Raw genomic sequence first — 25,786 nt, forward strand, 5'->3', positions numbered from 1 at the left:
ATGGAAGCCCGGTACTCGGCGCGTTCGGACTGTCGGTGCCTGCCGGTAGCGTGGAAAACGGGGGCTGCTCAGGCCGGTTTGCGTGGCCGGAGCTCCAGGGCCGCGCCTGCCGCGGCCAGGGCTCCGGCCGTGCAAACCGCCGCCGTCACCACCTGGGTGGGTGACCCGTGCAGCCACGTCGTGATCAGCACCGCCTCCACCGCGACCGCCGACCACATCAGCAGCGTCACGCGGCGGTCGCCGTCGGCCAGGCGGGCGTACAGCAGGATCTGGACCAGGGCCAGCATCGAACCCGCCAGCGCGAACGGCCACACCGGCATCGTGCTCCCCGCGTACCGAGCGCCGCCGATCAAGGCCAGCAGATCAGGGCCCAGGACCAGCGACACCAGCAGCACCAAGGCGTCCAGGCCGCCGCACACCAGCAGCGCCACCGGCAGGACCCGGCGACGGCGGCCGGACACCGCGAACCGCGGCAGCACCAGCACGCCCACCGCCTGCGGCAGCCAGTACGCGATCTTCGTGACGATCGCCCCCAGCGCGTACTCGCCCGCCTCGCCCGCCAACAGCGTGTGCCGGGCCAGGACCAGGTCCAGGTTGACCAGCAGCACCAGCGCCAGCATCGCCTGGGCCGTGTGGAACACCTCGCCGCCGTGGCGGTCGGCCCAGCGGGGGCGCGGGCGGCCGCACAGCTGCCAGCCCGCCACGGCCACCGCCACCGAACCGGCCGCCGCCCCGGCCAGCGCGCCCGTCGGGGTGCCCGAAACCAGCAGTCCCACGAGCGAACCGCCGACCTTGCCCACGCCCTCCAGCGCGATCAGCCCGGACAGCACCGCGAACCGGTGGCTGCCCTGCAGGAGCCCGTGGAACAACCCCAGCAGCGTCAACGGCCCGAGCGCGGCCGTCACCAGCAGCGCCGGGGCCAGCGAACCCAGGTGCAGCAGGAGCACCAGCAACGGGCTCAGCGTCAACGCCGCCGTCGCGACAACCGCGCTCGTCATCAGGCCCAGCGCGAACAGCGAACCCTGCGGCAGCGACGGCGAACGCGCCACCCGCAGCGCCACCACCGTCTGCAGGCCCATCGCCGGCACGACGCCGATGACCAGCACCGCCAGCAGCGAGCTGAGCTCTCCGAACGCGCCGGGCGCGAGGATGCGCGCGGCCGCCAGGCTCAGGACGTAACTCGCCGCGTTGTTGCCCGCGAGCGCGAGTGAGACGAGGATCGCCGCGACCCGGTTGCCGGTCCGCGCCGGGACTTCGGTGTCTACGCTCAACGGCGGGCTCCCATTACCGGCGGGTAATGACCAGGGACCATAACCGCGCACGCACCGGAAAGGAAGGGCCGTGGACGCACCGGGCAGGCGGCTCGCCCTCCCCGTGCTGGCCGCAGCGCTGGCGTTCGCCGTCTGCGGGCCGCTGCTGGGCCGCGGGTTCGTCCTGAGCTACGACATGGTGTTCGCGCCCCGGCAGTACTTCGTGCCGGACGCCTTCGGGATCGGCGGCACGCTGCCGCGGTCCGTCCCCGCCGACGCCGCCGTCGCGCTCGCCACCACCGTGCTGCCGGGCGACATCGTCCAGAAGCTCGTCCTGCTCCTGGCCGTCTTCTTCGCCGCGCTCGGCGCGGGACGGCTCGTCCCCACCGAACACCTCGGCACCCGGCTCGTCGCCGCGACGGCCTACGCCTGGACGCCGTACGTCGCGGAACGGCTGTTCATCGGGCACTGGCCGCTGCTGCTGACGTACGCGAGCCTGCCGTGGATCGCCGCCGCCGGGCTCGCCGCGCGCAAGCACGAACCCCGTGCCCTGCCGAAGCTGGTGATCGCCTGCGCCCCGGCCGTCCTGACGCCGCCGGGCGGCGTGCTCGCGGCCGCCGTCATGGTCGTGGCCGCCGGCTCGCGGCGGCTCTGGCAGACGGTCCCGCTCGCCATCGCGCTCAACCTGCCCTGGCTCGTCCCGACGTTCCTCAACGCCGGCGGCACGTTCTCCGACCCGGCCGGCGTCACGGCGTTCAGCGCCCGCGCCGAAAGCTGGGGTCCCGCGCTGCTCAGCGTGCTGGGACTCGGCGGCATCTGGAACGCCGAAACCGTGCCCGGCAGCCGGGCCGTGCCGCTGGTGCCGGTGCTGACGCTCGTCGTCGTCGCCATCGCGGTCGCCGGGCTGTGGCCGCTCGCGAGCCGGTGGGGGAAGGCGCCGGTCCGGTCCTTGACGGCGCTCGGCGTCCTGGGTGTCTTCCTGGCTTCGCTGGCGACCTTGCCGGGCGGGGAGGCACTGCTGACCGCCGCGACGCGGTCCGTGCCCGGCGCCGGACTGCTGCGTGACGCCCAGAAATGGGTGGCGTGGTGGGCCCTGCCGCTCGCACTGGGCTTCGCGCTGGCCGTCGAAGCCGCCGCGGCGAAGCTGAAAAGCGGACGTGTGGCCCTGGTGGCGGCGGCCGTCGTCTTCCCGCTGCTCACCATGCCGGACCTGGCGTGGGGCGGCTGGGGACGGCTCGGCACCGCGCAGTACCCGGCCGACTGGCAGGCAGTGTCCGAAAAGCTCGGTGACCGGCCGGGTGACGTGCTCGCGTTGCCGCTCTCGGCGTTCCGCGGGTTCGCCTGGAACGACGGCCGCACCCAGCTCGACCCGGCGCCGCGCGTGCTGCCGAAACCCGTGCTGATGGACGACGCCCTGCAGGTCGGGAGCGAGCGCGTCGCCGGCGAGGACCCCAGGATCGGCGACGTCCGCGCCGCGACGTCCGCGCGGGAGCTCACCGACGCGGGCATCGGCTGGATCCTCGTCGAGCACGGGACACCCGGTTACGTGGACCCGCAGTTGCTCGCCGGCGCGACGCGGGTGTGGTCGGGTGACTGGCTGACGCTGTACCGGACCCCGGGTGAGCCGCCGGTGAAAGAGATTTCGTGGGCGTCCGCCTTGCTGGCGAACGGAGTAGCGCTCGCGTTGCTGTGCGTCGCGGTGTTGTGCCGCATGTTACCGATGCGTACATTGGGCCGCGGCAGGATTCTCCCGCCGCGGAAGGAGTGACACGTGGGCACGGTCATCGGCGCGATCGTCGCCGTCATCATCGGCGGCGGAGCGGCGACAGCGGGGGGTTTCGCCCTCACCCAGACTGCCGACCCGGACGCCGCCGCTCCGGTGCAGGAGAAGCTCAACGCGCAGGTGAAGTACAACCCTGCCGACCACCCGCTCAAGCTCTACGGGGACCGCTGACGCGTGACCCGGCTCGCCTCCGACCACGCCCACCGCGTCGTCGGGCTCTACGGCGACCCCACCGTTTCCTGGAGCATCCTCCTCGAAGCGGAACTCGGCGCGGCCGCGCCGGAACCGGAGAAGCTCCGGGCGCGGCTCGCGGCCGCGGTCCAGCAGTACCCGCACCTGGGCGCGGTGCCGGAAATCGAGCGGAGCACCGACCTGGCGGGAGTCCGGGACCGCTTCGCTTCGGCGCCCTACGAACGGGCCGCGCCGCTGGTGCGCGTCGCCGTCGGCGAATCGACGTTGCTCGTCGCCGCGCACCACGGCGCCCTCGACGGCCTCGGCCTGCTGTCCCTGCTCGGCATCCTGCTCGACGTCCCGGTTTCCTCGGCGGCGCGGGGAATCGGCGAACGCGCGGGCGGCAAACCCTTTGCCCTTTCGGCCCTCCAGCGGCTCGCTGAGGCGCTTTTCGCGCCACCGGGCCGGATCACGCCCGATCGGGGGAGTTCGGCCACTGGAGACGTCTTCGTGGCCTGTCACGAGCCGGGCCTGCGGCTGGGGGCCGCGGGATTCGTCGCGGCCGCCGCCCGCGCCACCGAACGCTGGAACCGCGCGCACGGCGCCCGCACCGCCCGCGTGGTGGCCGCGCTGGGCGCGTCGCGGAGGTCCGGCGCGGCGCCGGAACCGGTGCACGACAGCGCTTTCTTCCGGCTGCGGCTGAGCCGCGGCGCGGACGTCCCGGCGGTGCTCGCGGCTCAGCCGCCGGAGCCGGACTTCCCCGCGCGCAGCAGCCGCCTCGCCCGGCTGGGCACCCGGCTGCTGGCGAGCAGGCTCGGTTCGACGTTCCTGGTGTCGAACCTCGGCCTGGTGTCCACCGGGGACACCGTGCGGTCGCTGGCCTTCTACCCGGCGGCGAGCGGCCGGTCAGGCGTGGCGTTCGGCGTGGCGACGACCGGCGGGCAGACCACCGTCACGGTGCGGGCCCGCCGCAAGGACTTCGACGCTTCCGCGGCCGCCCGGCTCCTGGGCGAGTTCCGGGACGCGGTACGGGACCAGGGTTCGCGGGCGGGGCACCGGCCGGCCGGCGACGTCCCGCACGAGTGACGCGAACTGCCCGACGCTCGCGTCCCAGCTGTACTCACCGGCCCGCGCGGCACCCGCCAGGCCCATCTCCGCGCGCCGCGGGCCGTCGGCGAGGAGGCCGTCGACCTGGGCGGTGAAATCGTCGAAGTCGTCGGCCAGCACGCCGGTTCGACCTTCCACAATGGACTCGCGAACGCCACCGGCGGCGCGGTAGGCCACCGAGGGCACGCCGTGCGCCGCGGCCTCCATGATGACGATGCCCCAGCCCTCCTTGACCGACGGGCACAGGTGCAGCCACGAGCGCGCGAGGATCTCGTGCTTGGCCTGTTCGTCGACCCAGCCGTGCAGGACGACCCGGTCGGCGACCCCGCGCGAAGCCGCGTGCGCGCGCAGCACCTCGTCCCACGGGCCCTGGCCGACGACCTCCAGCCGCAGCGACGGCCAGCGCCGCGCGAGGCTCGCGACGACGTCGATCGCGTGCTCGATCCGCTTGTGCGGCACCAGCCTGCTCACCGCGACCAGGGTCGGCTCGCTGTCGCGTTCGGACGCGCACGGCGGCGGCGCGTCGAGGCCGTTCGGGATCACCGTGACGCGCTCGCGCCCGATGCCCAGCTCCGCCAGTTCGGCCTTGGTGACCTCGGAAACCGTGATGTAGCGGCAGCGGCGGAACAGCCACGGCGCCAGCCGTGACTCGATCCACCAGCCGACCCGGCCCAGTGTCTCGCCGAGCGCGCTGATCCACTGTTCCTTGTGGACGTGGTGCACGAGCACCAGCACCGGGCAGCCCGCGACCAGCCGGGCGAAGAACGGCATGCCGTTCTGTACGTCGACCACGAGGTCGGCGCGGGCCCGGCGGATGGCGCGCAGCGCGTGCGCGTAGACGCCGAACTTGTTGCCGCGGCGCCGGTAGCGGACGCCGTCGCGCCATTCGCCCGCGGTCGCGCCCGGGTAGGCGGCGCACTGGATTTCGACCCGGTACCCCGCTCTGGCCAGGCCTTCGGCCATGCGCTCGACGTAGCGTTCCGAACCGCCGCCTTCGGGGTGGCCGGTGTCGCGCCAGTTGAGGAGGAGCACACGAGGACGTTCCATCGGGTTATCCAAACTCCTGCGGCGGTGCTAGGTTACTGGTGCGTACACCCTAGATGAACGTATTCGGGAAAGCGACGGTTCAATGGTAGGTAATCCGGTTCTCGTCGCGACGGCGCAGCCGCATCGCGCCACGCTCCGTCGTTCCGTGACTCTCTTCCGCACTTTTCTCACCGAGCAGACGGACCCGGACGGCTTCTATTCCGCGCTCGCCGCCGACTCCGTCCGGCAATTGGCGGCGCACACTCCGCTGTCCGGGCGCACCGTGCTCGACGTCGGCGGCGGCCCGGGGTATTTCTCCGACGCCTTCCGCGCGGCCGGCGCGGTCTACCTCGGCCTGGACCCGGACGTCGGCGAGCTGTCCGCCCGTGGCGAGCCGGGGGAGAACATGATCCGCGCGAGCGGCACGGAACTGCCCATACGCAGCGGATCCGTGGACGTCTGCTACTCGTCGAACGTGCTGGAGCACGTGTCCGAGCCGTGGGTCATGCTCGAGGAGATGTGCCGGGTGACCAAGCCCGGCGGCACGGTGTTCGCGTCGTTCACGCCGTGGTATTCGCCGTGGGGTGGCCACGAGACGGCGCCGTGGCATTTCCTCGGCGGTTACTACGCGCGGAGCCGTTATGCGCGTAAATTCGGGAAGCAGCCAAAGAACAAATTCGGCGAAAGCCTGTTCCCGGTTTCGGTGGGCGCCGCGCTCCGCTGGGCGAAGACGACACCGCTCGCCGACCTGGTGGCCGGGTATCCGCGATACCACCCGAGCTGGGCGATGTGGATCGTGCGGATTCCCGGCCTCCGGGAAATAGCGTCCTGGAATCTGGTGCTGGTCTTGCGCAAGAGCTAGCGGTCCGCGCCCACCGGCACCCGGTGCCGCCGCTGCCGCGGGGCCGGCGGGGCGGCCGGGCGACGGCGGGCCAGCAGGTAGACCGCGCCGACGATCATGACCCCGCCGCCGATGCCGAGCCACAGCGGGCCGGTGCTCGACAGGAACTCCAGCTTGCCCTTGTTCTCGTTGACCTGGTCGACCATCTTCGCGACCGTCTCGCCGTTGTAGGCGAGCGTCCCGTCGAACACGACGGTCGGGGCGCCGGTGGCCGGGCGCAGTTCCTGGTGCTGCTGTTGCTGCTGCTTCACCTGGATCCCGGTGACCGGCTCCACCCACATCGTGTTGATGCCGCGGTAGTAGAGGTCGGCGTCGACGGTCGGGTCGGTGAGGCCGACGAGCGAGCCGGGCACCTTCTTCGTCTCCAGCTTGGTGTCGCCGATGGTCTGGACGAACTTGTAGGTCTCGATCCCGTTCACCTCCTCGGTGCCGGTGAACCGGGCGGTGACGGCCGTGCCGGTGTTGTCGTCGTAGACCGGGTAGTCCTTCTGCTCGGTGCCGAAGGGGAACTTGAAGTTCAGGCCGGGCTGGGCCTTGGGGACGTTCTGCTCCGGCGGCTTCTCGCCGTCCTTGTCGGCCTTGTCCTTGAGCTCGGTGACGTAGCTGCTTTCCTTGGTGCACTTCGGGTCGGCGTCGCCACGCGGGTCGTAGCCCTCGGCGGTGCGCCGGTCGAAGCAGACCTGCCGCTTGCTCGCGCTGACCACGGTGCCGTCTTTGTCGTCCTTGACCTGCACCGCGAGCAGCCAGACGGCGTAGTCGGTGTCCGCGCGCATCTCGGGCCGGGCGAAGTTCGCCTGGACGCGGGCGGTCGCGGTCAGGCTGGCGTCCTTGCGGATCTCGGTGACCGGGCCGGCGCCCTTGTCGGTCACGGCGAGGACCTTGCTCGCGGTGCCTTCCAGCACCGACGTCGAATCCTGGTCGAGCGGCACCTTGGCGAGCTTCGGGTAGACGTAGGTCGGCAGCAGCACCGCCCCGGCGACCGCGAAGACCCCCAGCGCCAGCAAGATCAGGCCCAAAGCTCGTCGCAACGGTCCTCCTGGGTCGTACTCCGGACACGCAAATTACCCGGCGGTAATCAGGTGCCCGGATAGTGGCCCGCGCCACGTCGCGCGTCAAAGTGTGACTCGGGGTCACAGATGTCCGGTGCCACCGGAAGGTCGCATGGGCACGGCCGTTCGGACCAAGCGACCAAACATGTTTGTTCCCGGGCACAACGGGCACGGGCCCACCATCGGACGATCCGCACGCCGCCGCGCCCGGACCGCAAAGGAGAAACCCCCTTTTGTCGCAGGACCCATCGAAGGTCGCCATCGCGGCGACCGCGCGCTGGCGGGCCCGGATCGTGGCGGCCGCCGCGAGTGCGGGTATCAGCATCACCGACCCCCTGGCGGGTGTGCCGGGCATCCGGGTGCTGACGTGCTCCTCGGGCGACTTGGGGACACTGGTTCCCCGCCTGGACCGGCCCGATTCGCCCCGGCCGGCGATCGGCGCGCATTCGGATTCGATAGCCGACCGCGAGCTCCGGGACGCGGTGGCGGACGTGGCGACGTTGCTTTCGTTGCACGGCAACGTGGTGCTCGATCTCGACGCGGGCGGGCGCCGGCACCGCCCGGCCCGGCCGGACGTGGTGGTTTCGGCCGGGATGGACCGTCCCCAGTGGACGGAGCCGGCGGTGACGCTGCCGGTCGGGCGGGATCGGCGTGGCGGGCCGTTGACGGTGGCGTTGACGGCGGGCCCGGGTTTCGAGGGAACGCTCCTGGAACTGGCCGGCTTGGTGGACACCGACGCGGCCTAGCCTTCGCCCCTGCCGACCCGGCCTGGTCCCGAGCGCCCCAATGTGGCCTTCGGTGCGTTGAACGCACCCAATGTGGCCTTCGGTGCGTTGGACGCACCCAAGGTGGCCTTCGGTGCGTTCAGCGCACCCAAGGCCACCTTGGGGCGCTGGGGCTGGGCTGTGGCCGCGCTCGGGTCAGGCCTCGCCGACCACCGCTGTGGCTCGGATCTCCACGCGCATGCCCGGGGCGCCGAGGGCTGCCACCCCGAGCTGTGTCCAGATCGGCGCCCGGTCGCCCATCCGCTTGCGGAACTGCTCCACCATCACCCGCGTGTGCTCGTCGCCGATCGTGTCCTCCGCCGTCGGGATGTGGAACGAATCCACCGACACCACGTCCGCCCAGCCGGCGCCCGCCGTGGCCAATGTCCGCTCCACGTTGTCGAACGCCTGGATGATCTCCTGCTCCAGGTCCGCCGGGAACACCGTGTTGTCGTCCCAGCCGCCCTGGCCCGATATCTCCACCCGGTTGCCGATGCGGACCGCCTGGCTGTAGTGCAGCGCTGCGAGGTGGCGGGGGCCGTAGCCCGGGGTCACGTAGAACATGGGGTTCCCTTCGGATGACTTCATGCTTGAAGTCAACGTAGCACGACTTCAAGCATGAAGTCATCCGCGAGTGGTTAGGCTCCCGTCATGGATCAAGAAGGCCCGCGCTGGCTCAGCCCGGCCGAAAAGGAAGCCTGGACCGGGCTGGTCTCGCTCATCCTGCTGCTCCCGGGGCGCCTCGAAGCACCGTTGCAGCACGAAGCCGGCCTGACGCTCTTCGAATACCTCACGCTCAGCCACATCTCCGAAGCCCCCGAGCGCCGGCTGCGGATGAGCGAACTCGCCTACCTCGCCAACGGTTCGCTCTCCCGGCTGTCCAATGTGGTCAAGCGGTTCGAACAGCGCGGCTGGGTCAGGCGCTCGCCGGACCCCGACGACGGCCGATACACCCTGGTCGCCCTCACCGATGCCGGGTTCGAGGTCGTGAAAGGAGCCGCGCCGACGCACGTGCGCAGCGTCCTGGACGTCCTCGACCCGCTCACCGCCGCCGAGCAGCAGACGCTGGCCCGGATCGCCGCCAAGCTGCGCGTGCGGCCCGCGGACCTGGGCTAAACCTCGTCCTCGACCCACTCCAGCAGGTCGCCGGGCTGGCAGCCGAGCACCCGGCACATCGCCTCCAATGTGCTGAAGCGGACCGCCTTGGCCCGGCCGTTCTTCAGCACCGCCACGTTGGCCGGCGTGAGCCCGACCTTCTCCGCGAACTCCCCGACGCTCATCTTGCGCTTGGCCAGTTCGACGTCGATGCGCACGACGATCGGCATCAGATGACCGTTTCCATGTCGGAGCGCAGCGCGGTCGCCTGCCGCAGCAGGGCGCGCATGACCACCATCAGCAGGCCGACCACCGTGACCGCCACGGTCACCAGGAACAGCAGCATCGGCATCCCCGGGTCGTCCGCGTTGAAGCCGACGAAGAGCAGCATCCCGACGACCACCAGCCATGCCGCGGCCACCGCCCAGACGATCGCGTCGACCCACTTCAGGGACGCCGTGGTGAAGATCCGGTCCTTCTTGACCAGTGTCAGCAGCTTCCAGGTCGCGACGACCACCACCTGGGCGCACAGCACGAGGAACACCGCGATGGCGGTCAGCGGCCAGCGCAGCGGAGCGTCTTGCGGGTTCTGTTGCGCGTGGTAGGCGATGCCGCCCGGTAGCGACATCGTCTGGAACACGACGAGGACGCCGAACAGCACCACGAGGAAGAATCTGAGCGCGGCAACGGCCCACTTCTCGGTAACCATGCGCCGACTATCGCGCGCTTCCTATCGAAAGTCAATCGGTAGTGATCGGAAAGCGATCAATCCGGCTCCGGATCCAGGCGCACTGACTCGAGCGCGACGTACAGCTCGCCGATGTCCACCGGGTCGGTGAGGTCGCGCTTGGTCAGCTCCTGCACGCGGCGCAGCCGGTAGCGGACCGTGTTGGGGTGCACGAACAGCCGGTCCGCGGCCTCCTTCGCCGAGCCGCCGCCGGCGAACCACGCCAGCAGCGTGTCGAGCAGGACCTTGCGTTCCGCCGCGGGCAGGGCGAGCACGCCGGCCAGCGCCGACCGGACGACGTCGCGAGCCATCCCCGGTGCGGCCGCGACGAGCGTCGTCACCGGCGAGTCGCCGAACACCACCACCCCGGCCGTTGCCGCCGGCAGCGAGCGGCGGGCGATCCGGGCCCGGTGCAGCGCGTCCGGGACGTCGGGGAAGCCGGTGAACGGCTTGCTCATCCCGGCCGCCACCGGCAGCGAGCCCAGCACTTCGCGCAGCCGCCGGACGTCCTCGATCCGGTCGACCGCGACCAGGCCCGCCTCGCCGCCGGGCCGCCACGCCGACCGCCAGCGCCGCGCCCGCAGCAGTGCCTCGACGGAGTCGTGGTCGTCCGGCTCGACGCGCTCGGTGACCACGGCGACGAACATGCCCGCGGTCGGCAGGCCCAGTTCGCGAGCCGCGGCCTCCATCTCCGCCTGACCGGCGAGCCGGCCGCGCAGCAGGTCGTCCAGCAGTCGCGCGTTCGCGTGCGACGGCTCGGCCGCGACCTCCTCGTACGCCGTGGTCAGCGCGTCGGAGTAGAGGTCGATCGCCTTCCAGACGTAGGAGTTGATCTCGATCGTCCGGGTCGGGTTGAGGAACTCCGGGCCGGCCAGCTCGAGGAGTCCTTCGTAGACGAAGGTGCCGCCGATCCGGAACGCGCGCAGCACGGCGGGCAGCGGGATGCCCTGGCGCGCCTGCGCGAGCCCGGTCTTGCGGGCGGCGTCGAGCGCGAGGCCGCGGCCTTCGGCCAGCGCCGTCAGCGCGCGCTCGAGGTTGGCCCGGCAGACCTGCCGCAGCTCGCCCGGGGCGACGTCCTCGACCTGCCGGTAGAACTCGTCCTGCTCGCTGAGCAGCCGGGCCAGGCGATCGGCGAACTCGGGAAGCCGGGCCAGCATCTCGCGCACCAGCTCACGGTGCTCGCGAGGTACCGGCCTGGCGAGAGCTTCGATGCCCATTCCTCACTTTAGCTCGGGTCCGTCGCGCGGGACATGCACGAAGTTGAGCAAAATTCATGTCCGTCGGGTGATCGACGTCGTGAGGTCTTGACGGCTCAGCCCGGCTTGCGCGCGGTCAGGTAGACCTGCTCCTCCGGCCGGACGCCGGGATGGCTCGACTCGTACCGAACCAGCTCGCGGTAGACGATCTCCAGGCCGGCGCCCTCCAACCGGGCGACGAACTGCCCGGGGAGGTAGCTGCTCGTGCGGATCGGGTGCCCGAGGAAGCTGGACTCGACGTCGTCGGCGTCCACCGCCACGGTGCCGAGCACCAAGTAGCCGCCGGGCACGAGCCACGTCGCCGCCTTCGCCAGCGCCGCGTCGAGTTCGCCGCGGGTCATCTGAAGGAGGGAAAAGAACGCCGTGACGGCGTCCAGGCTCCCGGTGGGCCGGGTCAGCGCGCGGAGGTCGGCCTGCTCGAACCGCGCGGCCGGGACCCGGGCTCGCGCGATTTCGATCATCTTCGCCGAGACGTCGTACCCGGTGACGTCGTGCCCGGCGGCGGCGAGGGTCTCGGCGACCGGACGGCCGGTGCCCGAGCCGAGGTCGACGATCGTGGCACCGGGCGAGAGGCGGCCGAGCAGCCACTCGAGCACGGCCTTCTGCCCGGCTTGATCGGGAAAGGCGGTCTCGTAGTCCGTGCCGAGCGCGTCGAAGACCTCGGCGGCGGTTTCGGGGCGGGTCATGACCGTCCAGCCTGCCAGACCTAGGATCCCGGCGTGGCTGGTTTGCGGGGTGTCTTCGCCGGGTTCGGCAAGAGCAGGGCGTTCGCGGTGCTCGGGCGGGCGCTCGTGCCCGCCGACCGGGTGCTGCTGCGGATCAGCGGCGGCCGGGTCGGCGTCGGCGCGGCGGTCGGGCTGCGGACGTTGCTGCTCACGACGATCGGCCGGCGCAGCGGCGAGCCGCGGCAGGTGCCGCTGCTGTACGTCTCGCGCGGGAGCGGGTACGTCGTGATCGGCTCGAACTGGGGTGGCGAGGCGCACCCGGCGTGGTCGGCGAACCTGCTGGCGAACCCGGCCGCGACGGTGGCGATCGGCGGCCGGACCGTCGACGTCACCGGGCGGCTCCTGACCGGGGACGAGCGCCAGGAGATGTGGGACGCGGTCGCGGCGTACTGGCCCGCGTACGACCGGTACGCCGTGCGGGCCGAGCACCGCGAAATCCGCGTCTTCCTGCTGGAGCCGGTCAGTCGATGAGGTCGGTGTGCCGGATCCGGTACACCTGCAGCCGCAGGTTGTAGTACTTGTCGGTCTCGCCGACCCAGTTCATGCCGAGCCGCTTGGCGACCGCGATCGCCCGGGTGTTGTTCGGCCGCGCGACGGCGAACAGCTCCTCGGTGTCCTGGGTGAACGCCCACTCGATGAGCGCGGTCGCCGCCTCCGACGCGTAGCCCTTGCCCCAGACGCCGGGGGCGAGCTGCCAGCTGAGCTCGAGGTCCTCTTCGAACGGTGGCAGCAGCCGGATGCCGAGGCCGCCGATCACCGCACCGTCCTCTTTGCGCTCGATCGCCCACCGGCCGCGCGGCGGCGGCAGGTTCGGCTGCGCTTCCTGCCAGGCGTGCAGCACCGCGCGCATCGCGCCGATGTCGCCGACGCGGTCCATGGCCGGGGTCAGCCAGTGCGTGACGTCTTCCGCGCCGTAGATGGCGAACGCGGCTTCGGCGTCGGCAGGCGTCCAGTCCCGGATCACGAGCCGGTCGGTGCTCAACGGGGTTTCCATACCAGGACGCTACGCCGGGAGGGCGCCGATTGTTCCCCGGGAAAAGTGCTCAGAAGATGAGCGCTTAAGCGGGGACGATGAGGGCATGGAAAAGGTCTTGGAGGTCTCCTCGGTCGAGGAGTGGCGCTCGTGGCTGGCGAAGTCCCGCGAGACATCGGTGTGGCTGGTGATCCGGCGCCGGGGGAGTGCGGTGCCGGGGGTGCGGATCCACGAGGCGATGGAGCAGGCGCTGTGCTTCGGGTGGATCGACAGCAAGGCGTTGCGGCGCGACGCCGAGAGCACGTATCTGTGCTTCACGCCGCGGAAGCCGGGAAGCACGTGGAGCCGGGTGAACCGGGAGCGGGTGGCGCGGCTGACGGCGGCCGGGCTGATGACGCCGGCCGGGCAGGCGGTGGTGGACCTGGCCCGGCGGAACGGGACATGGGACGTGCTCGCGGAGGCCCAGGACGGCGTGGTGCCGGCGGACCTGCGATCCGCGCTCGAGGCGGACACGGTGGCGGCGCGGTGTTTCGCGGGGTTCCCGCCTTCGTCGCGGCGGATGATCCTGGAGTGGATCGCGAAGGCCAAGCGGCCGGAGACCCGGCAGCGGCGGATCGCGAAGACGGTGGAGCTGGCACGGGAGAACCGCCGGGCGGCCCACCCGAAGGCGGCTTAGTGGCGCGGGGACCTGCCGGGCGGCCCACCCGACGGCGGCTTGGCGGCACGGGAGAACCGCCGGGCGGCCCACCCGAAGGCGGCTTAGCGGCGCAGGGCCGCGAGTTCCCGCCCGAGCGGCCGATCCCGCCGCTCGTCCTCCGTTTCCGGCCTACAGTCGGCGCGTGGACGAGATGCACGCTCTTCTGGCCCGTGCCGCCGAGCTGGCCGCCGACTACCGCGCCTCGCTCGCGGACCGGCCCGTCGCTCCCGTCGTCGACCGCGCCGCCCTGCGGGCCGGCTTCGGCGGGCCGCTCCCGAAGGAGCCGAGCCCGCCGTCCGAAGTGCTCGAACAGCTTGCCCGTGCCGCCGAACCCGGGCTCGTCGCCACCGCCGGGCCGCGGTTCTTCGGCTTCGTCATCGGTGGTGCCCTCCCCGCCGCCACCGCGGCCGACGTGCTCGCCGCCGGCTGGGATCAGAACGGCTTCAACGCCGTCCTCTCGCCCGCCGCGGCCGCCGCCGAGGACGTCGCCGGAGACTGGCTGAAGGAGCTGCTCAAGATCCCGGCCGCCGCCTCCGTCGGGTTCGTCACCGGCGGCCAGGCCGCGAACACCGCCGGGCTCGCCGCCGCGCGCCACCACGTGCTGGCCGAAGCCGGCTGGGACGTCGAACGTGACGGGCTCGCCGGTGCCCCGCGCGTCCGCGTCGTCGCGAGCGAAGAACGGCACGCCACCGTCGACCGCGCCCTGCGGCTGCTCGGCTTCGGCACCCGCGTCGTCGAGCCGGTCAAGGCCGGCCCGCAAGGCGCGATCGACGTCGAAGACCTCAACCGGGTGTGCGCGGCCGGAAACGGGCCGCTGATCGTCTGCCTGCAGGCGGGGAACGTCAACACCGGCGCGTGCGACGACCTGCGTGCCGCCCGGGAAGCCGCGGGCGACGCCTGGCTCCACGTCGACGGCGCCTTCGGGCTCTGGGCCGCGGCCAACCCGAAAACCAGCGCCCTGCTCGACGGCGTCGAACTCGCCGACTCCTGGGCCTGCGACGGCCACAAGTGGCTGAACGTCCCGTACGACTCGGGTTTCGTCTTCTGCGCCCGCCCGGACGTGCACGCCGCCGCGATCGCCTACCGGGCCGCCTACCTCACCGGCGCCGGCGAGGTGTCCGGCATGGGCGACCTGACCCTGGAGTCGTCGCGCCGCGCCCGCGGGTTCGCCGTCTGGGCGGCGCTGCGCGAGCTGGGCCGTGACGGCGTCGCCGAACTCGTCGACCGCTGCTGCCGGCTGGCGCGCCGCTTCGCCGGACGGCTCGCCGACGGCGGGGCCGAGATCGCCAACGACGTCGTCCTCAACCAGGTCCTCGTGTCCTTCGGCGACGACACCGACGCGATCATCCGGAAAGTCCAGGACGACGGCACGTGCTGGCTGGGCGGCACCACCTGGCGCGGCCGCCGGTACCTGCGGATCTCGGTCTCCGGCTGGTCGACGACAGAGGCCGACGTCGACCATGGTGCCGCGGCGATCCTGCGCCTGGCTCAGTGACCTTCGCGCACCGACAGCGGATCCGTGCGCCAGGCGATCTCCTTCTCGCCGCCCGTCGGCCAGCTCGACGACAGCCGGCGGCGGACGCTGCCCAGCGCGCCCAGCTTCACGAGGTCGACGCGGGCGCCCTGGGCGGCCAGTGACGACACCTCGGCGGTGGTGAGCGGGACGAAGTCGAAGTACTGCGCGTCTTCGCCGCCCTCCCAGTCGACGAACTCGGTGAAGATCGCGGCGAACGACTGGCCGCATTCCGGGCACCGGCGCAGGGAAATGCTGAAGTGGGACCGCTCGACCAGGCGATGGGTCTTGTTGAGCCGGGTCGTGCAGAAGGCCAGCGCGGTCAGGGCGTCCTCGCCGGAGCAGCGGGCGCAGCCGAACTCGGTCATCGCCTGATCATCGCACGCGTGAATCCGCGCCCGGCTGCGGAGGTACACCGAAAGCCGCTGACCACCCGATTTCGCTCTGGTCCGCAGTGGTCTGGACCTGTTAACCTCAGCTGTCCGCCCGCCTGTGCCGGTGAGGAGAATCCCGTGCTCCGCATGAGAAAACGCATCGCCGCCGTCGCGCTCGCGCTCGCCGGCGCCTCCGTCGTCGCGCCGCCCGCGGACGCCGGGCAGGGCCGGGGCAAGGTGATGGCCTACTTCGCCGACTGGGACGTCTACGCCCGCGGCTACCACGTCAAGGACATCGAGACGTCGGGTTCGGCCGCGAAGCTGACCCACATCAACTACGCGTTCGGCAACGTCACGGGCGGCGGCTGCGCCGTCGGCGACCCGTGGGCCGACCACGACATGCCCTACGACGCCGCCACGAGCGTCAGCGGCCAGGCCGACAGCACCGAACCCGGGGCGCTGCGCGGAAGCTTCAACCAGATCCGCCAGCTCAAGAAGCTGCACCCGAAGCTCAAGGTGCTGTGGTCCTTCGGCGGCTGGACGTGGTCGGCGGGCTTCACCGAAGCGGCGAAGGACCCGGCCAAGTTCGCGGAATCCTGCTACAACCTGGTCAACGACCCGCGCTGGGCCGGTGTTTTCGACGGCATCGACGTCGACTGGGAGTACCCGAACGCCTGCGGCAACACCTGCGACACCAGCGGGCCCAAGGCCTTCACCGGGCTGGTCAAGGCGCTGCGCGCGAAGTTCGGGCGGCAGCTGGTGACCGCCGCCATCACCGCGGACGGCTCGGTGGGCGGCAAGATCGACGCCACCGAGTACGGCGCCGCGAGCCGGTACCTCGACTGGTACAACGTGATGACCTACGACTACTTCGTCGCCGGTGCCAGTCCGGCCGGCCCCACCGCGCCGCACTCGCCACTGCGCGCGTACCCGGGCATCCCGAGCGCCGGCTACTACGCCGACGCGGCCGTCCAGAAGCTGCGCCGCCAGGGCGTGCCGTCGGCGAAGATGCTGCTGGGCCTCGGGTTCTACGGTCGTGGCTGGGACGGCGTGACGCAGCGGCAGCCGGGCGGCACCGCCACCGGCCCGGCGCCCGGCACCTACGAAGCGGGCGTCGAGGACTACAAGGTCCTCAAGACCAAGTGCCCGGCCAACGGCCGCGTCGCGGGCACCGCGTACGCGAAGTGCGGTTCGCAGTGGTGGAGCTACGACACGCCCGAGACGGCGTCGGCCAAGGCCGGCTACGCGCGGTCGCAGGGGCTCGGCGGGGTGTTCGCCTGGGAGCTGTCCGGCGATACGGCGGACGCGGAACTGCTGCGAGCCATCGCGGGCCGCTGCTGAAAAGAGCTGGAGGGCCCGGGCGCGAGCGCGTCCGGGCCCTCCGTCCACTCAGGATTTCCCCGGGAATCCGTGCCGCCGCGCGCCGAGCACCACGGCGAGCACCGGCAGCAGGAGCACGAGCAGCGTCCACGGGAAGGACGCCGGCCCCGCGGCGTCGAGCAGCACCCCGCCGGCCACGCCGCCCGCGGCCATCGCCGCGTTCCACAGCGTGACGAGCATGGCCTGCGCGTTGTCCGCCGCTTCGCCGCCGGCGTTCCCGGCCGCCGTCTGCAGCAGCGTCGGGACGCCGCCCCAGCCGAGTCCCCACAGCGCCACGGCGACGTAGACCAGCGCCGGGCTGCCCGCGAACACGGCCAGCAGCGTCGCGGCCACCGCGACGCCGAGGGTGCTGAGGACCGTCAGCGTCCGCAGCGCGCGGTCGATCCGGGCGCCGACGATGCCGATGCCCGCCATCGACGCGAGGCCGAACACCAGCAGGACGACGTCGACCGCGTCGCCCATCCCGGCGTGCGCGAGGAAGGTGGCGATGTAGGTGTAGAGCACGGTGTGCGCCAGCACGAACACGAGCGTCACGGCGAGCACGGGCACGACGCCGGGGACGGCGAGGGTGCGCAGGACCGGTGTCCGGCCGGTTGCCTGCCCGGGCCGGCCGGGCACCGCCGCGGCGATCCACGCGAGCAGCACCGCCGCGATCGCTGACATGACACCGAACGCCGAGCGCCAGCCGAGCAGGCCGCCGAGGAACGTGCCTGCCGGGATGCCGAGCGACAGGGCCAGCGGGATGCCGGCCATCACGATCGCGATGGCCTTGCCCGGGTTGTCCGGGACGAGCCGGCGCGCGTAGCCGGCGAGCAGCGCCCAGACGACGCCCGCGGCCACGCCCGCGACGAAGCGCGCCACCATTGTCAGCGCGTAGTCCGAGGACAGCGTCGTGACGGTGTTGGCCACGGCGAACCCGGCGATCCCGGTGAGCAGCAAGCGTTTGCGGGACCAGGCCGCGGTGGCGGCGGACAGCGGGATCGCGGTGAGCGCGGTGCCGAGCGCGTAGACCGTCACGGCCTGACCGGCCGCGGCCTCGCCGACGCCGAGTCCGGCGCTCATCCCGGGCAGCACGCCGGCGGGCAGCGCCTCGGTGAGCACGGTGACGAACGCGGCGGTGGTCAGGGCGAGGAGGGCGGTCAGGGGAAGAGTTCGCGTGCTGAGGTTCGTCATGCCGCTATGCTCAAACCTTCACATCCATGTGAAGGTCTACGTGAGGTGGCGCACAGTGCGGATCGGTGAGCTCGCGGAGCGCACGGGCACGTCCCGCCGGCTGCTCCGCTACTACGAGGAGCAGGGCCTGATCATCGCCAGCCGCGGCCCGAACGGCTACCGCGACTACGACGAGCCGGCGGTCGACCGGGTGATCCAGGTCCGCGGCCTGCTCGACGCCGGGTTGCCGACCCGGATCATCAAGCAGATCCTGCCGTGCCTCGACAAGCCGCGGACGATCTACTTCCCGGACGCGACCCCGGAGATGATCGCGACCCTGGAAGCGGAGCGCGACCGCATGACCCGCCGCGCGGACTGCCTGCTGCGCAACCGCGACGCGATCGCGGAGTACCTGGCGGCGGTCCGCGAGTACGACGGCGCGACGGCGTGAGCCGGCTTCACCAGCGGCGGGAGGGGTCGATCACGTGGACGGCGGCTTCTTCCGCCGAAGCCGCGCCGCCGTCGATGCCGGCGTCCGACGCCCACAGCTCTTCGTCGGTGTCTTCGCCGTAGCCGGCGTCCGTGGCGACCAGGCGGCCCGCGCGGACGTCGCCGACCTCTTCGTCGATCAGCTCGCCGTCGGTGTCGCCGGTGTCGCCGAGGCCGTCGCCGTCTTCGGCGGTCACGTCCGGGACCTCGCGGGCGAGCCGGCCCGCCCAGCTTTCGCCCTCCGCTGTCTCGCGCGCGGTGGTGCCCCAGCCTTCGGTCGCCTGCGCCCGTTCCGGCGGCGAGTAGCCCTCGGCCAGCTCGTCGCGGTCGTCCAAAGTGTCCTCGGGGTCGAGGATGCCGTTGTCCGCGTTGTCTTCGATGTCGTTGTCCACGGCCTCCATCTTCGCTCAACTCGTTGGCCGCGCCCAGTCCGGGTGATATGACGGTGCCACGCCGGGGCTTCGCCCCGCACGGTGAAAGGTGATCCCTCATGCCGATGAGACGCAGGGTGCTGGCCGCGGGGCTGGCCGGGGTGTTCGGCGCCGCGCTGTCCGGGCGGACGGCGCAGGCCTCGGAAGCCACGCCGCCGATGCGGCTCGACCAGCTGAACCTGGTCAACCTGTCGCACGTCAACGACCCCGCGACGACCAACGTCTTCCCCGGGGACCCGGCCTTCGAGCTGGAGACCATCGCGACCATCCCGCAAGACGGCTACTACCTGCAGTTCGTCCGCGAGGGCGAGCACACGGGGACGCACTGGGGCGCGCCCGGGCACTTCAACACGGGGGAGCCGCTCGCCGACGACATGGACCCGGGAGACCTGTTCCGCCCGGCGGTGAAGATCGACGTGCGGGCGAAGGCGGCGGCGAACCCGGACTACGCGGTGACGATCGACGACCTCAAGGCGTGGGAGAAGCGCCACGGCCGGATCCCGGACGAGTCGGTCGTGGTGCTGTGGACCGGCTGGGACGCCAAGTGGGGCACGCCGGCTTTCCCGAACACCGACTCCAGCGGGGTGCTGCACCAGCCGGGCTTCTCGATCCCGGCGGTGCGGTGGCTGATCGACACCGGACGCCTGGGCCGCCGCGGCGGCACGGGCACCGACACGTTCAGCCCGGACGTGGGCACGGACGAGACGTACACGGTGTCCAAGCTGGTCTACCGGCGGCACCGGATCAGCTTGGAGATCCTGGCGAACCTGAAGGCGCTGCCGGCGACGGGCGCGTGGGTCCTGGCGGGCGGCCCGATCAACCGCAAGGGATCCGGCTCGACGGCAACGATCTTCGGCGTGCTGCCGCCGGGGGTGGGTTAGCCCAAAGCACCCCAATGTGGCGTTGGTTGCGTCTGACGCACCGAACGCCACATTGGGTGCATCTGACGCACCGAACGCCACATTGGGGTGCTTGGCTAGCCGGCTGACAGCGTCGAGAGGCGCAGCGAGGAAAGCGCGGCCGGGCGGCCGAAGCGGTAGCCCTGGGCGGTGGTGCAGCCCGCGCGGGTGACCAGCTCGGCCTGCTCGGCCGTCTCGATGCCCTCCGCCACGACCGCCACCTCCAGGTCCGCGCACAGCCCGACCAGCGACCGGCACAGTGCCGCGTCGCGGTCCGGGCGGACTCCCGTCGTCAGCGCCCGGTCCAGCTTGATCAGGTCCACCGGCAGCGCGTGCAGCACCGTCAGCGAGCTGTACCCCGCGCCGAAGTCGTCGAGGGCCACCCGGACGCCCAGGTCCTGCAGCCGCCGGATCGCCGCCGCGCCCGCCGCCAGGTCCGGGACCGGGACCGTCTCGGTGATCTCGACGATCAGGCGCTCCGCCGGCAGGCCGTACCGGTCCAGCGCCGAGCCCACGCTCTGCTCCAGCGCGGCCGCACCCAGCCGGCTCGCGCACACGTTCACGTGCACCGTCAGGTCGATGCCGGCCGCGGTGATCTCGCGGCAGGCCAGGTCCAGCACCAGCGCGTCCAGCTCCGCGCCGAGACCCGCGCCCTCCGCCGCCCGCACGAACGTCTCGGGTGACACCGATGTGCCGTCCCGCGTCGTCCAGCGGGCCAGTGCTTCCACCGCCACCGGCTGCTCGTCCGCCAGTCGGACGATCGGCTGGAACACCAGCGCGAACCCCTCCGGGAGGCCGCCGTCGGCGCGGCGCAACGCCGACGGGAAGTCCGGCGGCCCGTCCGGCGACGGGTGGTACACGACCGTCGTGTCCTTGCCGAGCCGCTTGCCCGCGTACATCGACGTGTCCGCGCGGCCCAGCAGCACGTCCGACGTCACCGACGGCTCGGCCGGGTCCGGCACCACCAGGCCCATGCTCGCGCGGACTCCGACCAGCGTGCCGTGCACCGCGAACGGCCGCCGCAGCGCGCTCTGGATCCGGTCGGCCACCGCCTGCGGGGCGGCGGCCTCGCCTTCCAGGAGGATCGCGAACTCGTCGCCGCCCAGGCGCGCCACCGTGTCGCCCGCGCGGACGCAGCTCAGCAGCCGCTGGGCGACCGCGTGCAGCAGGACGTCGCCGCCCGCGTGCCCGAACCGGTCGTTGACCTCCTTGAAGTCGTCCAGGTCGACGAAGATCAGCACGAACGGCCCGTGCCCGCTTTCCGCGCCCTGCTCGACGGCCCGGTCCAGCCGGTCGGCGAACAGCGCGCGGTTGGCCAGCCCGGTCAGCGGGTCGTGGTAGGCCTGGTGGGTCAGCTGCTGCTGCCCCTCGTACACCCGGCGCAGCAGCAACCTGTTGTCCAGCAAGGAAAGCAGCTGCCGGGCCAGCACCAGGAACACCACGAGCGCGCCGACGAACACCTCGACGCCGTCCGGGCCGGCCCCGGCCACGATCTGCACGGTGATCAGCAACGCGACCGCCGTGACCGGCAGGTACGGCAGCGCCACCTGCCACCAGTCGACACCGACCGGCTGCCCCGCGTCCTCCCGCCGCCGCGTGTTCGGCGTGGCCAGCAGGGCGAACGCGATGAACAGCGGGCCGAGCACGAACCCGGCGTCCGACCACGGCTTCATGCTCTCCGCGCCGACGCTGACCAGGTAGGCGAACACGCTGTCCGAACAGGCCAGCGCGACGATCCCGACGGCGGCCAGCAGCAGGTTCGCGCGGTAGGGGCGGTCCACCCGGTCGAACACGACCAGCAGCACCGCGACGACCACGACCACCAGGTCCGACAGCGGGTACGCGATGGCGACCGCCCAGGTCAGCGCGTCCGGCCCGGTGGCCCGGACCACCTGCCCGAGCGCCGCGGTCCAGGTGAGGATGAACAGCGAGCCGGTGACGACGAGCCCGTCGAGCACCACCGCGACGCCGAAGTGCGCGGTCCACTGGGCGGGCTGCCAGCGCTCGCGGTCCGGCCGCGCCCGCGCCCGGGCGAGCACGAACAGGGCGGCGAGCCCGAACACCGGGAAGCTCAGGTACCCGACGTCGGCCAGCGACGGCGACGGCAGCCCGCGGCCGTCGATCAGCTGGTACCAGGACCAGAAGCACTGGCCGAGCGACCAGCCGGTCATGCCGACCGCGACCAGCACCCGCCACCAGCGCTGGTGCCGGGTGACCCGCCGCGCGACCACGAAGCCGCAGACGACCGCGGTGACCCCGGCGCTCAGCTGCATGACGTCGTCGATCCACAGGGCGAGGGTGTCGCCCCAGAAGGCGAAGCCGTTGACCACGATCAGGGTCGCCGTGACCAGGACGAGCAGGATGGCCACGGGGTACCGCCGCACTGTCATGGCACCTCACGCGGTCACGCACGCCGGTCGGACCGGCAAACACTACACCGGGCGTGACCACGCACAAGCGCACCGGCGTCAGGCGATGTCGCGGCGGTGCAGCAGCCAGCCGCCGAAGCCGCCGAAGACGATCAAGTACGCCACCAGCACGGCGGTCGCCTGCCCGGCTCCGACGACCCTTTCGACACCCGGGGCGTCCGCCCCGAACGCGGCGGCGAGCGCCCCGGCGTTCGGGCCGGGCAGCGCCTTCTGCAGCTGCGCGACCCAGTCCAGCAGCGGCGCGGCGATCGACGCGAGGAGGTTCTGCACGGCGAGCAGCCACACCAGGCCCAGCCCGATCGGCAGTGCCACCGAGCGCAGGCCGATCGCCAGCAGCACGCCGAGCGCGCCCCACATCGTCGTCACCAGCCAGCCGGCGCCGACGCCGAGCAGGACATCGGCCACGGCGGGCCAGCTGGTCGCCTGCCCTTCGAGCGACGCCACGAGCGCGCTCGCTCCCGCCGTCGTCGCGAACAGCGTGAGCACGGCGGCGAGTGCGGCGATCGCGACGGTGACGAGCTTCGCGCTGTACACCGCGACGCGCGACGGGTGCTGCACGAGCACGGTTTTCCAGGTGCCGTACCCGTATTCGCTCCCGGCGACCAGGACACCGAAGATCAGCGCGAGGGCGCCGACGAAGACCGGCAGCCCGCCCAGCGCGCTGCCGACGAACGCGTCCGGCAGCAGCGCGCCGAGCCCGCGGCCGCTGCCCGGCGGCCCGGACGTCGTCCCGTTCAGCCCCGCGTACGGGACGGCGTAGCCGAAAGTCAGGGTCAGGACGACGGCGACGGCCAGCAGCAGCCAGGTCGCGGGACGGCGGGACTGCTTGGTCAGCTCGGCGCGGATGTCACGCAGCATCGGGGGTACCTCCGGTCAGGGCGAGAAAGGTCTGTTCCAGGTCGGGTTCGCGCCAGCGCAGCTCGGTGACGACGAAGCCGGCGCCGACCAGCGCGGCGTTGACCCGCCCGGCCTGCTCCGGCGCGACGTCGAGTTCGAGGGCGGTCTCGCCGGCCCGGACGCGCTCGGCGCCGAAAAGGCGTCCGAGGTGTTCGCGGGCCTCGGCGAGCCGATCGGCGACAACGCGCAGCGCGCCACCCGCGCGCAGGTCCTCGACGGTGGTCTCGGTGACGAGCCGGCCGTGGTCCAGGACGCCGACGCGGTCGCAGATCTGCTCGACCTCGGCGAGCAAGTGGCTGGACAGCAGCACGGTGCAGCCGCCGGCGGCCAGCTTCCGGAGGGTGACCCGCATGTCGGCCATGCCCGCCGGGTCGAGGCCGTTGGTCGGCTCGTCGAGCACCACCAGCTCGGGGTCCTTCAGCAGCGCCGCGGCCAGGCCGAGCCGCTGCTTCATGCCGAGCGAGTACGTCGCGTACCGGTCCTTGGCGCGCTCGGTGAGGCTGACGACGTCGAGCACGACGTCGACGCGGATCCGGGGCGCCCCGGCGTGGTCGGCGAGGATCCGCAGGTTGGCCCGGCCGGAGAGGTAGGGGTAGAAGGCGGGGCCCTCGATCAGGGCGCCGACGCGGGCGAGGCTGCCCGGGCCCGGCTCGGCGCCGAGCAGCCGGACGCGGCCGGCGGTCGGCCGGATCAGGCCGAGCAGCATCCGCAGCGTCGTCGTCTTGCCGGCGCCGTTGGGACCGAGGAAGCCGTACACCTCCCCGGCGGGCACGGTCAGGTCCAGGTTTTCGACGGCGGCGATCTCGCCGTAGCGCTTGGTCAGCGCGGTCGTTTCCACGGGTGGCAGGGTCACGGTGGGCCTCCTTTTCGGCGTCTCCCATGGTCGGGACCGGCGCCGCCGCGGGCGTCCGCCGCCGGACGGCACTTCCGCCTACGCCGGGCTGCGTACGCGCGTACGGTCGGCGTGGTGATCACGCGCATCCGGGGGTACGCGCTGCCGAGCGGCGAGTACGCCGACCTCTACGCCGACGGCGACCGCTGGACGACCGACCCGGTGCCCGGCGCCACCCTGGTGGGCGAGGGCTGGCTGGTCCCCGGGCTGGTCGACGCCCACACCCACCCCGGCGCCGCGGCACCGGGGCAGCCGATGGACGCCGACCTGCTCCGGGAGCAGCTGCACCAGCACGTCGCCGCCGGGGTCACGCTGATCCGGTCACCCGGGCTGCCGGGCGAGCCGCCGCCGTGGTTCGGCGAGGACCCCGACGTGCCGCGGGCCCGGCACGCGGGACCGTGGCTGGCGCAGCACGGCCAGTTCTTCGACGGCTGGGGCCGCCGCGCCGGCCACGACGAGCTGCCCGCACTGGCCGCGGCGCAGGCCGCCCGCACGGGCTGGGCGAAGATCATCGCGGACTGGCGCGTCGGCGATTCCGCGGTGCCGGTGGACGTGCTGCGGGCCGTCGTGCGCGAGGTGCACGCGGCCGGCGGGCGGATCGCGGTGCACAGCCAGCACCCGGAGGGCGGCGCGGCGGCGGTCGCGGCCGGCGTCGACTCCCTCGAACACGGCATGTGCCTGGACCCGGAGCTGCTGGCGCGCATGGCGGCCCAGAGCACGGCGTTGACGCCGACGCTGTCGACGATCACGGCGAGCCTCGGGCGCCGGGAAAAGGAGCCGGACAGCCCGGCCCGGACGTGGTACCTGAGGGGCGCGCGGGTCCACGGCGCCCTGACGGCGGCCGCGGCGGAAGCCGGGGTGCGCGTGCTGGCGGGCACGGATTCCCTGCCGCACGGCGGGATCGTCGCGGAGATCCGGGCACTGGTGGCCGCGGGCGTGCCACCGCACGACGCGCTGGCGGCGGCGTCGTGGAGCGCGCGCGAGTACCTGGGACTGGGCGGACTGGAGCCGGGCGCCCCAGCGGACGCGGTGGTCTACGACCGGGATCCGCGGGCGGACCCGGACCAGCTGGCCCGCCCGGCGGCCGTGGTGCTGCGCGGCCGGTGCGTGCGGCGCCGCGCGTGAGCACGGCGCCCGGCATGCGCCCCAATGTGGCCTTCGGTGCGTTGAACGCACCCAAGGTGGCCTTCGGTGCGTTCAACGCACCCAAGGTGGCCTTCGGTGCGTTGAACGCAACCAAGGCCACATTGGGGCGCTCGTCCCGCGCTAACTGCTGTAGTTCTTCCCCAGCGGCATCCCCGGGATCGGCTTCGCGATCAGCGCCACCGGCACGAAGTAGCACATCTGGCTGAGCGCGAGGGCGAGGGTCCAGAGCGCCTTGTCGTCGTAGCAGGCCGACGCGCGGGCGAACAGCTCGTCGGGTACCCGCTCGTTCAGGGGACTGGTGGTGAAGACCGCCTCGGCGAGCTCCAGCGCGACGCGTTCGGCCTCGTCGAAGTACGGCGAAGTCGACCAGGACACCACCGAACTGACCTGCTCCTCGGTCGCGCCGGCCTTGCGGAGCAGCTCGGCCTGCCGGACGGTGTGGTAGGTGCTGCCGACCAGCTGCCCGATGCGCAGCTGCACCAGGTGGATGGTGCGCCGCGGGATCGAGCCGTTCATGGTGACCCTGGTCAGCGCGCCGGCGATCTCCCGCAGCTCGGGGAAGAACTGCTCGGGGTCGGGCAGGCGGGACTTGTCGGGCATGGGTTTCCTTCCTTCGTTTCGTGTCCCGACGAAACAGCCCGCCCGGGTGTGAGGTGCCGT

The 25,786-nt window shown here is 72.4% G+C and carries 28 protein-coding genes; 12 read left to right on the plus strand and 16 right to left on the minus strand.

What is annotated here, in order from left to right; all coding sequences use genetic code 11:
- Positions 1–68: 68 nt before the first annotated feature.
- Positions 69–1,271, minus strand: coding sequence for a polysaccharide biosynthesis protein (locus tag I4Q55_RS28255; RefSeq protein ID WP_206791819.1), 1,203 nt, complete (start codon positions 1,269–1,271; stop codon positions 69–71).
- A 70-nt stretch (positions 1,272–1,341) separates the two neighbouring features.
- Here I4Q55_RS28255 and I4Q55_RS28260 point away from each other — a divergent pair, with 70 nt between their 5' ends.
- Entirely contained in the window at positions 1,342–3,018 is a 1,677-nt protein-coding gene (locus I4Q55_RS28260; protein ID WP_206791820.1) for a hypothetical protein, read from the plus strand.
- 3 nt (positions 3,019–3,021) lie between these two features.
- A complete protein-coding gene (locus I4Q55_RS28265) occupies positions 3,022–3,204 on the plus strand; it encodes a hypothetical protein (RefSeq protein WP_206791821.1) in 183 nt (60 codons plus the stop codon).
- A gap of 906 nt (positions 3,205–4,110) precedes the next feature.
- Here I4Q55_RS28265 and I4Q55_RS28270 read toward each other — a convergent pair.
- Complete coding sequence (locus I4Q55_RS28270) at positions 4,111–5,343, minus strand: glycosyltransferase family 4 protein (RefSeq protein WP_206791888.1); 1,233 nt, start codon at positions 5,341–5,343, stop codon at positions 4,111–4,113.
- A gap of 160 nt (positions 5,344–5,503) precedes the next feature.
- On the opposite strand from I4Q55_RS28270, the gene I4Q55_RS28275 reads away from it, so the two are divergent.
- The gene (locus I4Q55_RS28275; RefSeq protein WP_206791822.1) at positions 5,504–6,199 is read left to right on the plus strand and encodes a bifunctional 2-polyprenyl-6-hydroxyphenol methylase/3-demethylubiquinol 3-O-methyltransferase UbiG; all 696 of its coding nucleotides are present in this window, start codon (positions 5,504–5,506) and stop codon (positions 6,197–6,199) included.
- On the opposite strand, the gene I4Q55_RS28280 is transcribed toward I4Q55_RS28275, so the two are convergent.
- Positions 6,196–7,266, minus strand: coding sequence for a DUF3068 domain-containing protein (locus tag I4Q55_RS28280; protein WP_206791823.1), 1,071 nt, complete (start codon positions 7,264–7,266; stop codon positions 6,196–6,198). The two genes, I4Q55_RS28275 and I4Q55_RS28280, sit on opposite strands and share 4 nt — an antisense overlap.
- Before the next feature lie 254 nt (positions 7,267–7,520).
- Here I4Q55_RS28280 and I4Q55_RS28285 point away from each other — a divergent pair, with 254 nt between their 5' ends.
- The gene (locus I4Q55_RS28285; protein WP_206791825.1) at positions 7,521–8,033 is read left to right on the plus strand and encodes a hypothetical protein; all 513 of its coding nucleotides are present in this window, start codon (positions 7,521–7,523) and stop codon (positions 8,031–8,033) included.
- A gap of 174 nt (positions 8,034–8,207) precedes the next feature.
- Here I4Q55_RS28285 and I4Q55_RS28290 read toward each other — a convergent pair whose 3' ends face one another.
- On the minus strand, positions 8,208–8,639 hold the full coding sequence (locus I4Q55_RS28290) for a RidA family protein (RefSeq protein ID WP_206791827.1): 432 nt from the start codon (positions 8,637–8,639) through the stop codon (positions 8,208–8,210).
- A 63-nt stretch (positions 8,640–8,702) separates the two neighbouring features.
- On the opposite strand from I4Q55_RS28290, the gene I4Q55_RS28295 reads away from it, so the two are divergent.
- Positions 8,703–9,167, plus strand: a complete 465-nt coding sequence (locus tag I4Q55_RS28295; RefSeq protein ID WP_206791829.1) for a MarR family winged helix-turn-helix transcriptional regulator — start codon at positions 8,703–8,705, stop codon at positions 9,165–9,167.
- Here the strand turns inward: I4Q55_RS28295 and I4Q55_RS28300 are convergent.
- From I4Q55_RS28300 to I4Q55_RS28315, 4 genes are all read right to left on the minus strand, one after another.
- Positions 9,164–9,376: a helix-turn-helix transcriptional regulator gene (locus I4Q55_RS28300; protein ID WP_091317102.1), complete on the minus strand. Its 213-nt coding sequence runs from the start codon at positions 9,374–9,376 to the stop codon at positions 9,164–9,166. The two genes, I4Q55_RS28295 and I4Q55_RS28300, sit on opposite strands and share 4 nt — an antisense overlap.
- On the minus strand, positions 9,376–9,855 hold the full coding sequence (locus I4Q55_RS28305) for a DUF2975 domain-containing protein (protein WP_206791831.1): 480 nt from the start codon (positions 9,853–9,855) through the stop codon (positions 9,376–9,378). Before I4Q55_RS28305 ends, I4Q55_RS28300 begins: the two co-directional genes overlap by 1 nt.
- A 56-nt stretch (positions 9,856–9,911) precedes the next feature.
- Positions 9,912–11,090 carry a CdaR family transcriptional regulator gene (locus tag I4Q55_RS28310; protein WP_206791833.1) on the minus strand — a complete coding sequence of 393 codons (1,179 nt, stop codon included), beginning with the start codon at positions 11,088–11,090 and terminating at the stop codon, positions 9,912–9,914.
- Positions 11,091–11,185: 95 nt separating this feature from the next.
- The gene (locus I4Q55_RS28315) at positions 11,186–11,815 is read right to left on the minus strand and encodes a bifunctional 2-polyprenyl-6-hydroxyphenol methylase/3-demethylubiquinol 3-O-methyltransferase UbiG (RefSeq protein WP_206791835.1); all 630 of its coding nucleotides are present in this window, start codon (positions 11,813–11,815) and stop codon (positions 11,186–11,188) included.
- Positions 11,816–11,857: 42 nt separating this feature from the next.
- On the opposite strand from I4Q55_RS28315, the gene I4Q55_RS28320 reads away from it, so the two are divergent.
- The gene (locus tag I4Q55_RS28320) at positions 11,858–12,325 is read left to right on the plus strand and encodes a nitroreductase family deazaflavin-dependent oxidoreductase (RefSeq protein ID WP_206791889.1); all 468 of its coding nucleotides are present in this window, start codon (positions 11,858–11,860) and stop codon (positions 12,323–12,325) included.
- Here I4Q55_RS28320 and I4Q55_RS28325 read toward each other — a convergent pair.
- Complete coding sequence (locus tag I4Q55_RS28325) at positions 12,315–12,848, minus strand: GNAT family N-acetyltransferase (RefSeq protein ID WP_206791837.1); 534 nt, start codon at positions 12,846–12,848, stop codon at positions 12,315–12,317. The genes I4Q55_RS28320 and I4Q55_RS28325 overlap by 11 nt on opposite strands.
- Positions 12,849–12,933: 85 nt before the next feature.
- Between I4Q55_RS28325 and I4Q55_RS28330 the strand changes: the two genes are divergently transcribed.
- Together I4Q55_RS28330 and I4Q55_RS28335 are read left to right on the plus strand one after the other, a co-directional pair.
- Positions 12,934–13,503, plus strand: coding sequence for a YdeI family protein (locus I4Q55_RS28330; RefSeq protein WP_206791839.1), 570 nt, complete (start codon positions 12,934–12,936; stop codon positions 13,501–13,503).
- A 172-nt stretch (positions 13,504–13,675) separates the two neighbouring features.
- Positions 13,676–15,019, plus strand: coding sequence for a pyridoxal-dependent decarboxylase (locus tag I4Q55_RS28335; protein WP_206791891.1), 1,344 nt, complete (start codon positions 13,676–13,678; stop codon positions 15,017–15,019).
- Here I4Q55_RS28335 and I4Q55_RS28340 read toward each other — a convergent pair.
- A complete protein-coding gene (locus I4Q55_RS28340; RefSeq protein WP_206791840.1) occupies positions 15,013–15,405 on the minus strand; it encodes a hypothetical protein in 393 nt (130 codons plus the stop codon). The genes I4Q55_RS28335 and I4Q55_RS28340 overlap by 7 nt on opposite strands.
- A 153-nt stretch (positions 15,406–15,558) precedes the next feature.
- On the opposite strand from I4Q55_RS28340, the gene I4Q55_RS28345 reads away from it, so the two are divergent.
- On the plus strand, positions 15,559–16,752 hold the full coding sequence (locus I4Q55_RS28345; protein ID WP_206791841.1) for a glycoside hydrolase family 18 protein: 1,194 nt from the start codon (positions 15,559–15,561) through the stop codon (positions 16,750–16,752).
- Between the two features lie 48 nt (positions 16,753–16,800).
- Here the strand turns inward: I4Q55_RS28345 and I4Q55_RS28350 are convergent, their stop codons facing one another.
- Positions 16,801–17,964 carry an MFS transporter gene (locus tag I4Q55_RS28350; RefSeq protein ID WP_206791842.1) on the minus strand — a complete coding sequence of 388 codons (1,164 nt, stop codon included), beginning with the start codon at positions 17,962–17,964 and terminating at the stop codon, positions 16,801–16,803.
- A 55-nt stretch (positions 17,965–18,019) separates the two neighbouring features.
- Between I4Q55_RS28350 and I4Q55_RS28355 the strand changes: the two genes are divergently transcribed.
- Positions 18,020–18,394, plus strand: coding sequence for a MerR family transcriptional regulator (locus I4Q55_RS28355; RefSeq protein ID WP_206791843.1), 375 nt, complete (start codon positions 18,020–18,022; stop codon positions 18,392–18,394).
- 7 nt (positions 18,395–18,401) lie between these two features.
- Here the strand turns inward: I4Q55_RS28355 and I4Q55_RS28360 are convergent, their stop codons facing one another.
- Positions 18,402–18,824: a DUF5709 domain-containing protein gene (locus tag I4Q55_RS28360; RefSeq protein ID WP_206791844.1), complete on the minus strand. Its 423-nt coding sequence runs from the start codon at positions 18,822–18,824 to the stop codon at positions 18,402–18,404.
- A 98-nt stretch (positions 18,825–18,922) separates the two neighbouring features.
- Between I4Q55_RS28360 and I4Q55_RS28365 the strand changes: the two genes are divergently transcribed.
- Positions 18,923–19,744 (plus strand): cyclase family protein, encoded by an 822-nt coding sequence (locus I4Q55_RS28365; RefSeq protein ID WP_206791845.1) that lies wholly within the window; start codon positions 18,923–18,925, stop codon positions 19,742–19,744.
- A 95-nt stretch (positions 19,745–19,839) separates the two neighbouring features.
- Here I4Q55_RS28365 and I4Q55_RS28370 read toward each other — a convergent pair whose 3' ends face one another.
- The 3 genes from I4Q55_RS28370 to I4Q55_RS28380 all read right to left on the minus strand — a co-directional run bounded on the left by I4Q55_RS28370 (position 19,840) and on the right by I4Q55_RS28380 (position 23,941).
- Positions 19,840–22,152 (minus strand): bifunctional diguanylate cyclase/phosphodiesterase, encoded by a 2,313-nt coding sequence (locus tag I4Q55_RS28370; RefSeq protein WP_242546880.1) that lies wholly within the window; start codon positions 22,150–22,152, stop codon positions 19,840–19,842.
- A 78-nt stretch (positions 22,153–22,230) separates the two neighbouring features.
- Entirely contained in the window at positions 22,231–23,049 is an 819-nt protein-coding gene (locus I4Q55_RS28375) for an ABC transporter permease (protein ID WP_206791846.1), read from the minus strand.
- A complete protein-coding gene (locus I4Q55_RS28380) occupies positions 23,039–23,941 on the minus strand; it encodes an ATP-binding cassette domain-containing protein (RefSeq protein ID WP_206791848.1) in 903 nt (300 codons plus the stop codon). The genes I4Q55_RS28375 and I4Q55_RS28380 overlap by 11 nt, the downstream gene beginning before the upstream one ends.
- Positions 23,942–24,055: 114 nt before the next feature.
- On the opposite strand from I4Q55_RS28380, the gene I4Q55_RS28385 reads away from it, so the two are divergent.
- Positions 24,056–25,105: an amidohydrolase family protein gene (locus tag I4Q55_RS28385; RefSeq protein WP_206791851.1), complete on the plus strand. Its 1,050-nt coding sequence runs from the start codon at positions 24,056–24,058 to the stop codon at positions 25,103–25,105.
- Positions 25,106–25,246: 141 nt separating this feature from the next.
- Here the strand turns inward: I4Q55_RS28385 and I4Q55_RS28390 are convergent, their stop codons facing one another.
- Positions 25,247–25,726, minus strand: coding sequence for a carboxymuconolactone decarboxylase family protein (locus I4Q55_RS28390; RefSeq protein WP_206791852.1), 480 nt, complete (start codon positions 25,724–25,726; stop codon positions 25,247–25,249).
- Positions 25,727–25,786 lie beyond the last annotated feature (60 nt).

The organism is Amycolatopsis sp. MtRt-6, assembly GCF_017308975.1.
Taxonomy (GTDB): Bacteria; Actinomycetota; Actinomycetes; order Mycobacteriales; family Pseudonocardiaceae; genus Amycolatopsis.

Coding starts and splice junctions, on each gene's coding strand:
- I4Q55_RS28290 (WP_206791827.1), bottom strand. CDS start 8,639: ATGAAGTCATCCGAAGGGAACCCCATGTTCTACGTGACCCCGGGCTAC.
- I4Q55_RS28295 (WP_206791829.1), top strand. CDS start 8,703: ATGGATCAAGAAGGCCCGCGCTGGCTCAGCCCGGCCGAAAAGGAAGCC.
- I4Q55_RS28300 (WP_091317102.1), bottom strand. CDS start 9,376: ATGCCGATCGTCGTGCGCATCGACGTCGAACTGGCCAAGCGCAAGATG.
- I4Q55_RS28305 (WP_206791831.1), bottom strand. CDS start 9,855: ATGGTTACCGAGAAGTGGGCCGTTGCCGCGCTCAGATTCTTCCTCGTG.
- I4Q55_RS28310 (WP_206791833.1), bottom strand. CDS start 11,090: ATGGGCATCGAAGCTCTCGCCAGGCCGGTACCTCGCGAGCACCGTGAG.
- I4Q55_RS28315 (WP_206791835.1), bottom strand. CDS start 11,815: ATGACCCGCCCCGAAACCGCCGCCGAGGTCTTCGACGCGCTCGGCACG.
- I4Q55_RS28325 (WP_206791837.1), bottom strand. CDS start 12,848: ATGGAAACCCCGTTGAGCACCGACCGGCTCGTGATCCGGGACTGGACG.
- I4Q55_RS28330 (WP_206791839.1), top strand. CDS start 12,934: ATGGAAAAGGTCTTGGAGGTCTCCTCGGTCGAGGAGTGGCGCTCGTGG.
- I4Q55_RS28335 (WP_206791891.1), top strand. CDS start 13,676: ATGCACGCTCTTCTGGCCCGTGCCGCCGAGCTGGCCGCCGACTACCGC.
- I4Q55_RS28340 (WP_206791840.1), bottom strand. CDS start 15,405: ATGACCGAGTTCGGCTGCGCCCGCTGCTCCGGCGAGGACGCCCTGACC.
- I4Q55_RS28345 (WP_206791841.1), top strand. CDS start 15,559: ATGAGAAAACGCATCGCCGCCGTCGCGCTCGCGCTCGCCGGCGCCTCC.
- I4Q55_RS28350 (WP_206791842.1), bottom strand. CDS start 17,964: ATGACGAACCTCAGCACGCGAACTCTTCCCCTGACCGCCCTCCTCGCC.
- I4Q55_RS28365 (WP_206791845.1), top strand. CDS start 18,923: ATGCCGATGAGACGCAGGGTGCTGGCCGCGGGGCTGGCCGGGGTGTTC.
- I4Q55_RS28370 (WP_242546880.1), bottom strand. CDS start 22,152: ATGACAGTGCGGCGGTACCCCGTGGCCATCCTGCTCGTCCTGGTCACG.
- I4Q55_RS28375 (WP_206791846.1), bottom strand. CDS start 23,049: ATGCTGCGTGACATCCGCGCCGAGCTGACCAAGCAGTCCCGCCGTCCC.
- I4Q55_RS28390 (WP_206791852.1), bottom strand. CDS start 25,726: ATGCCCGACAAGTCCCGCCTGCCCGACCCCGAGCAGTTCTTCCCCGAG.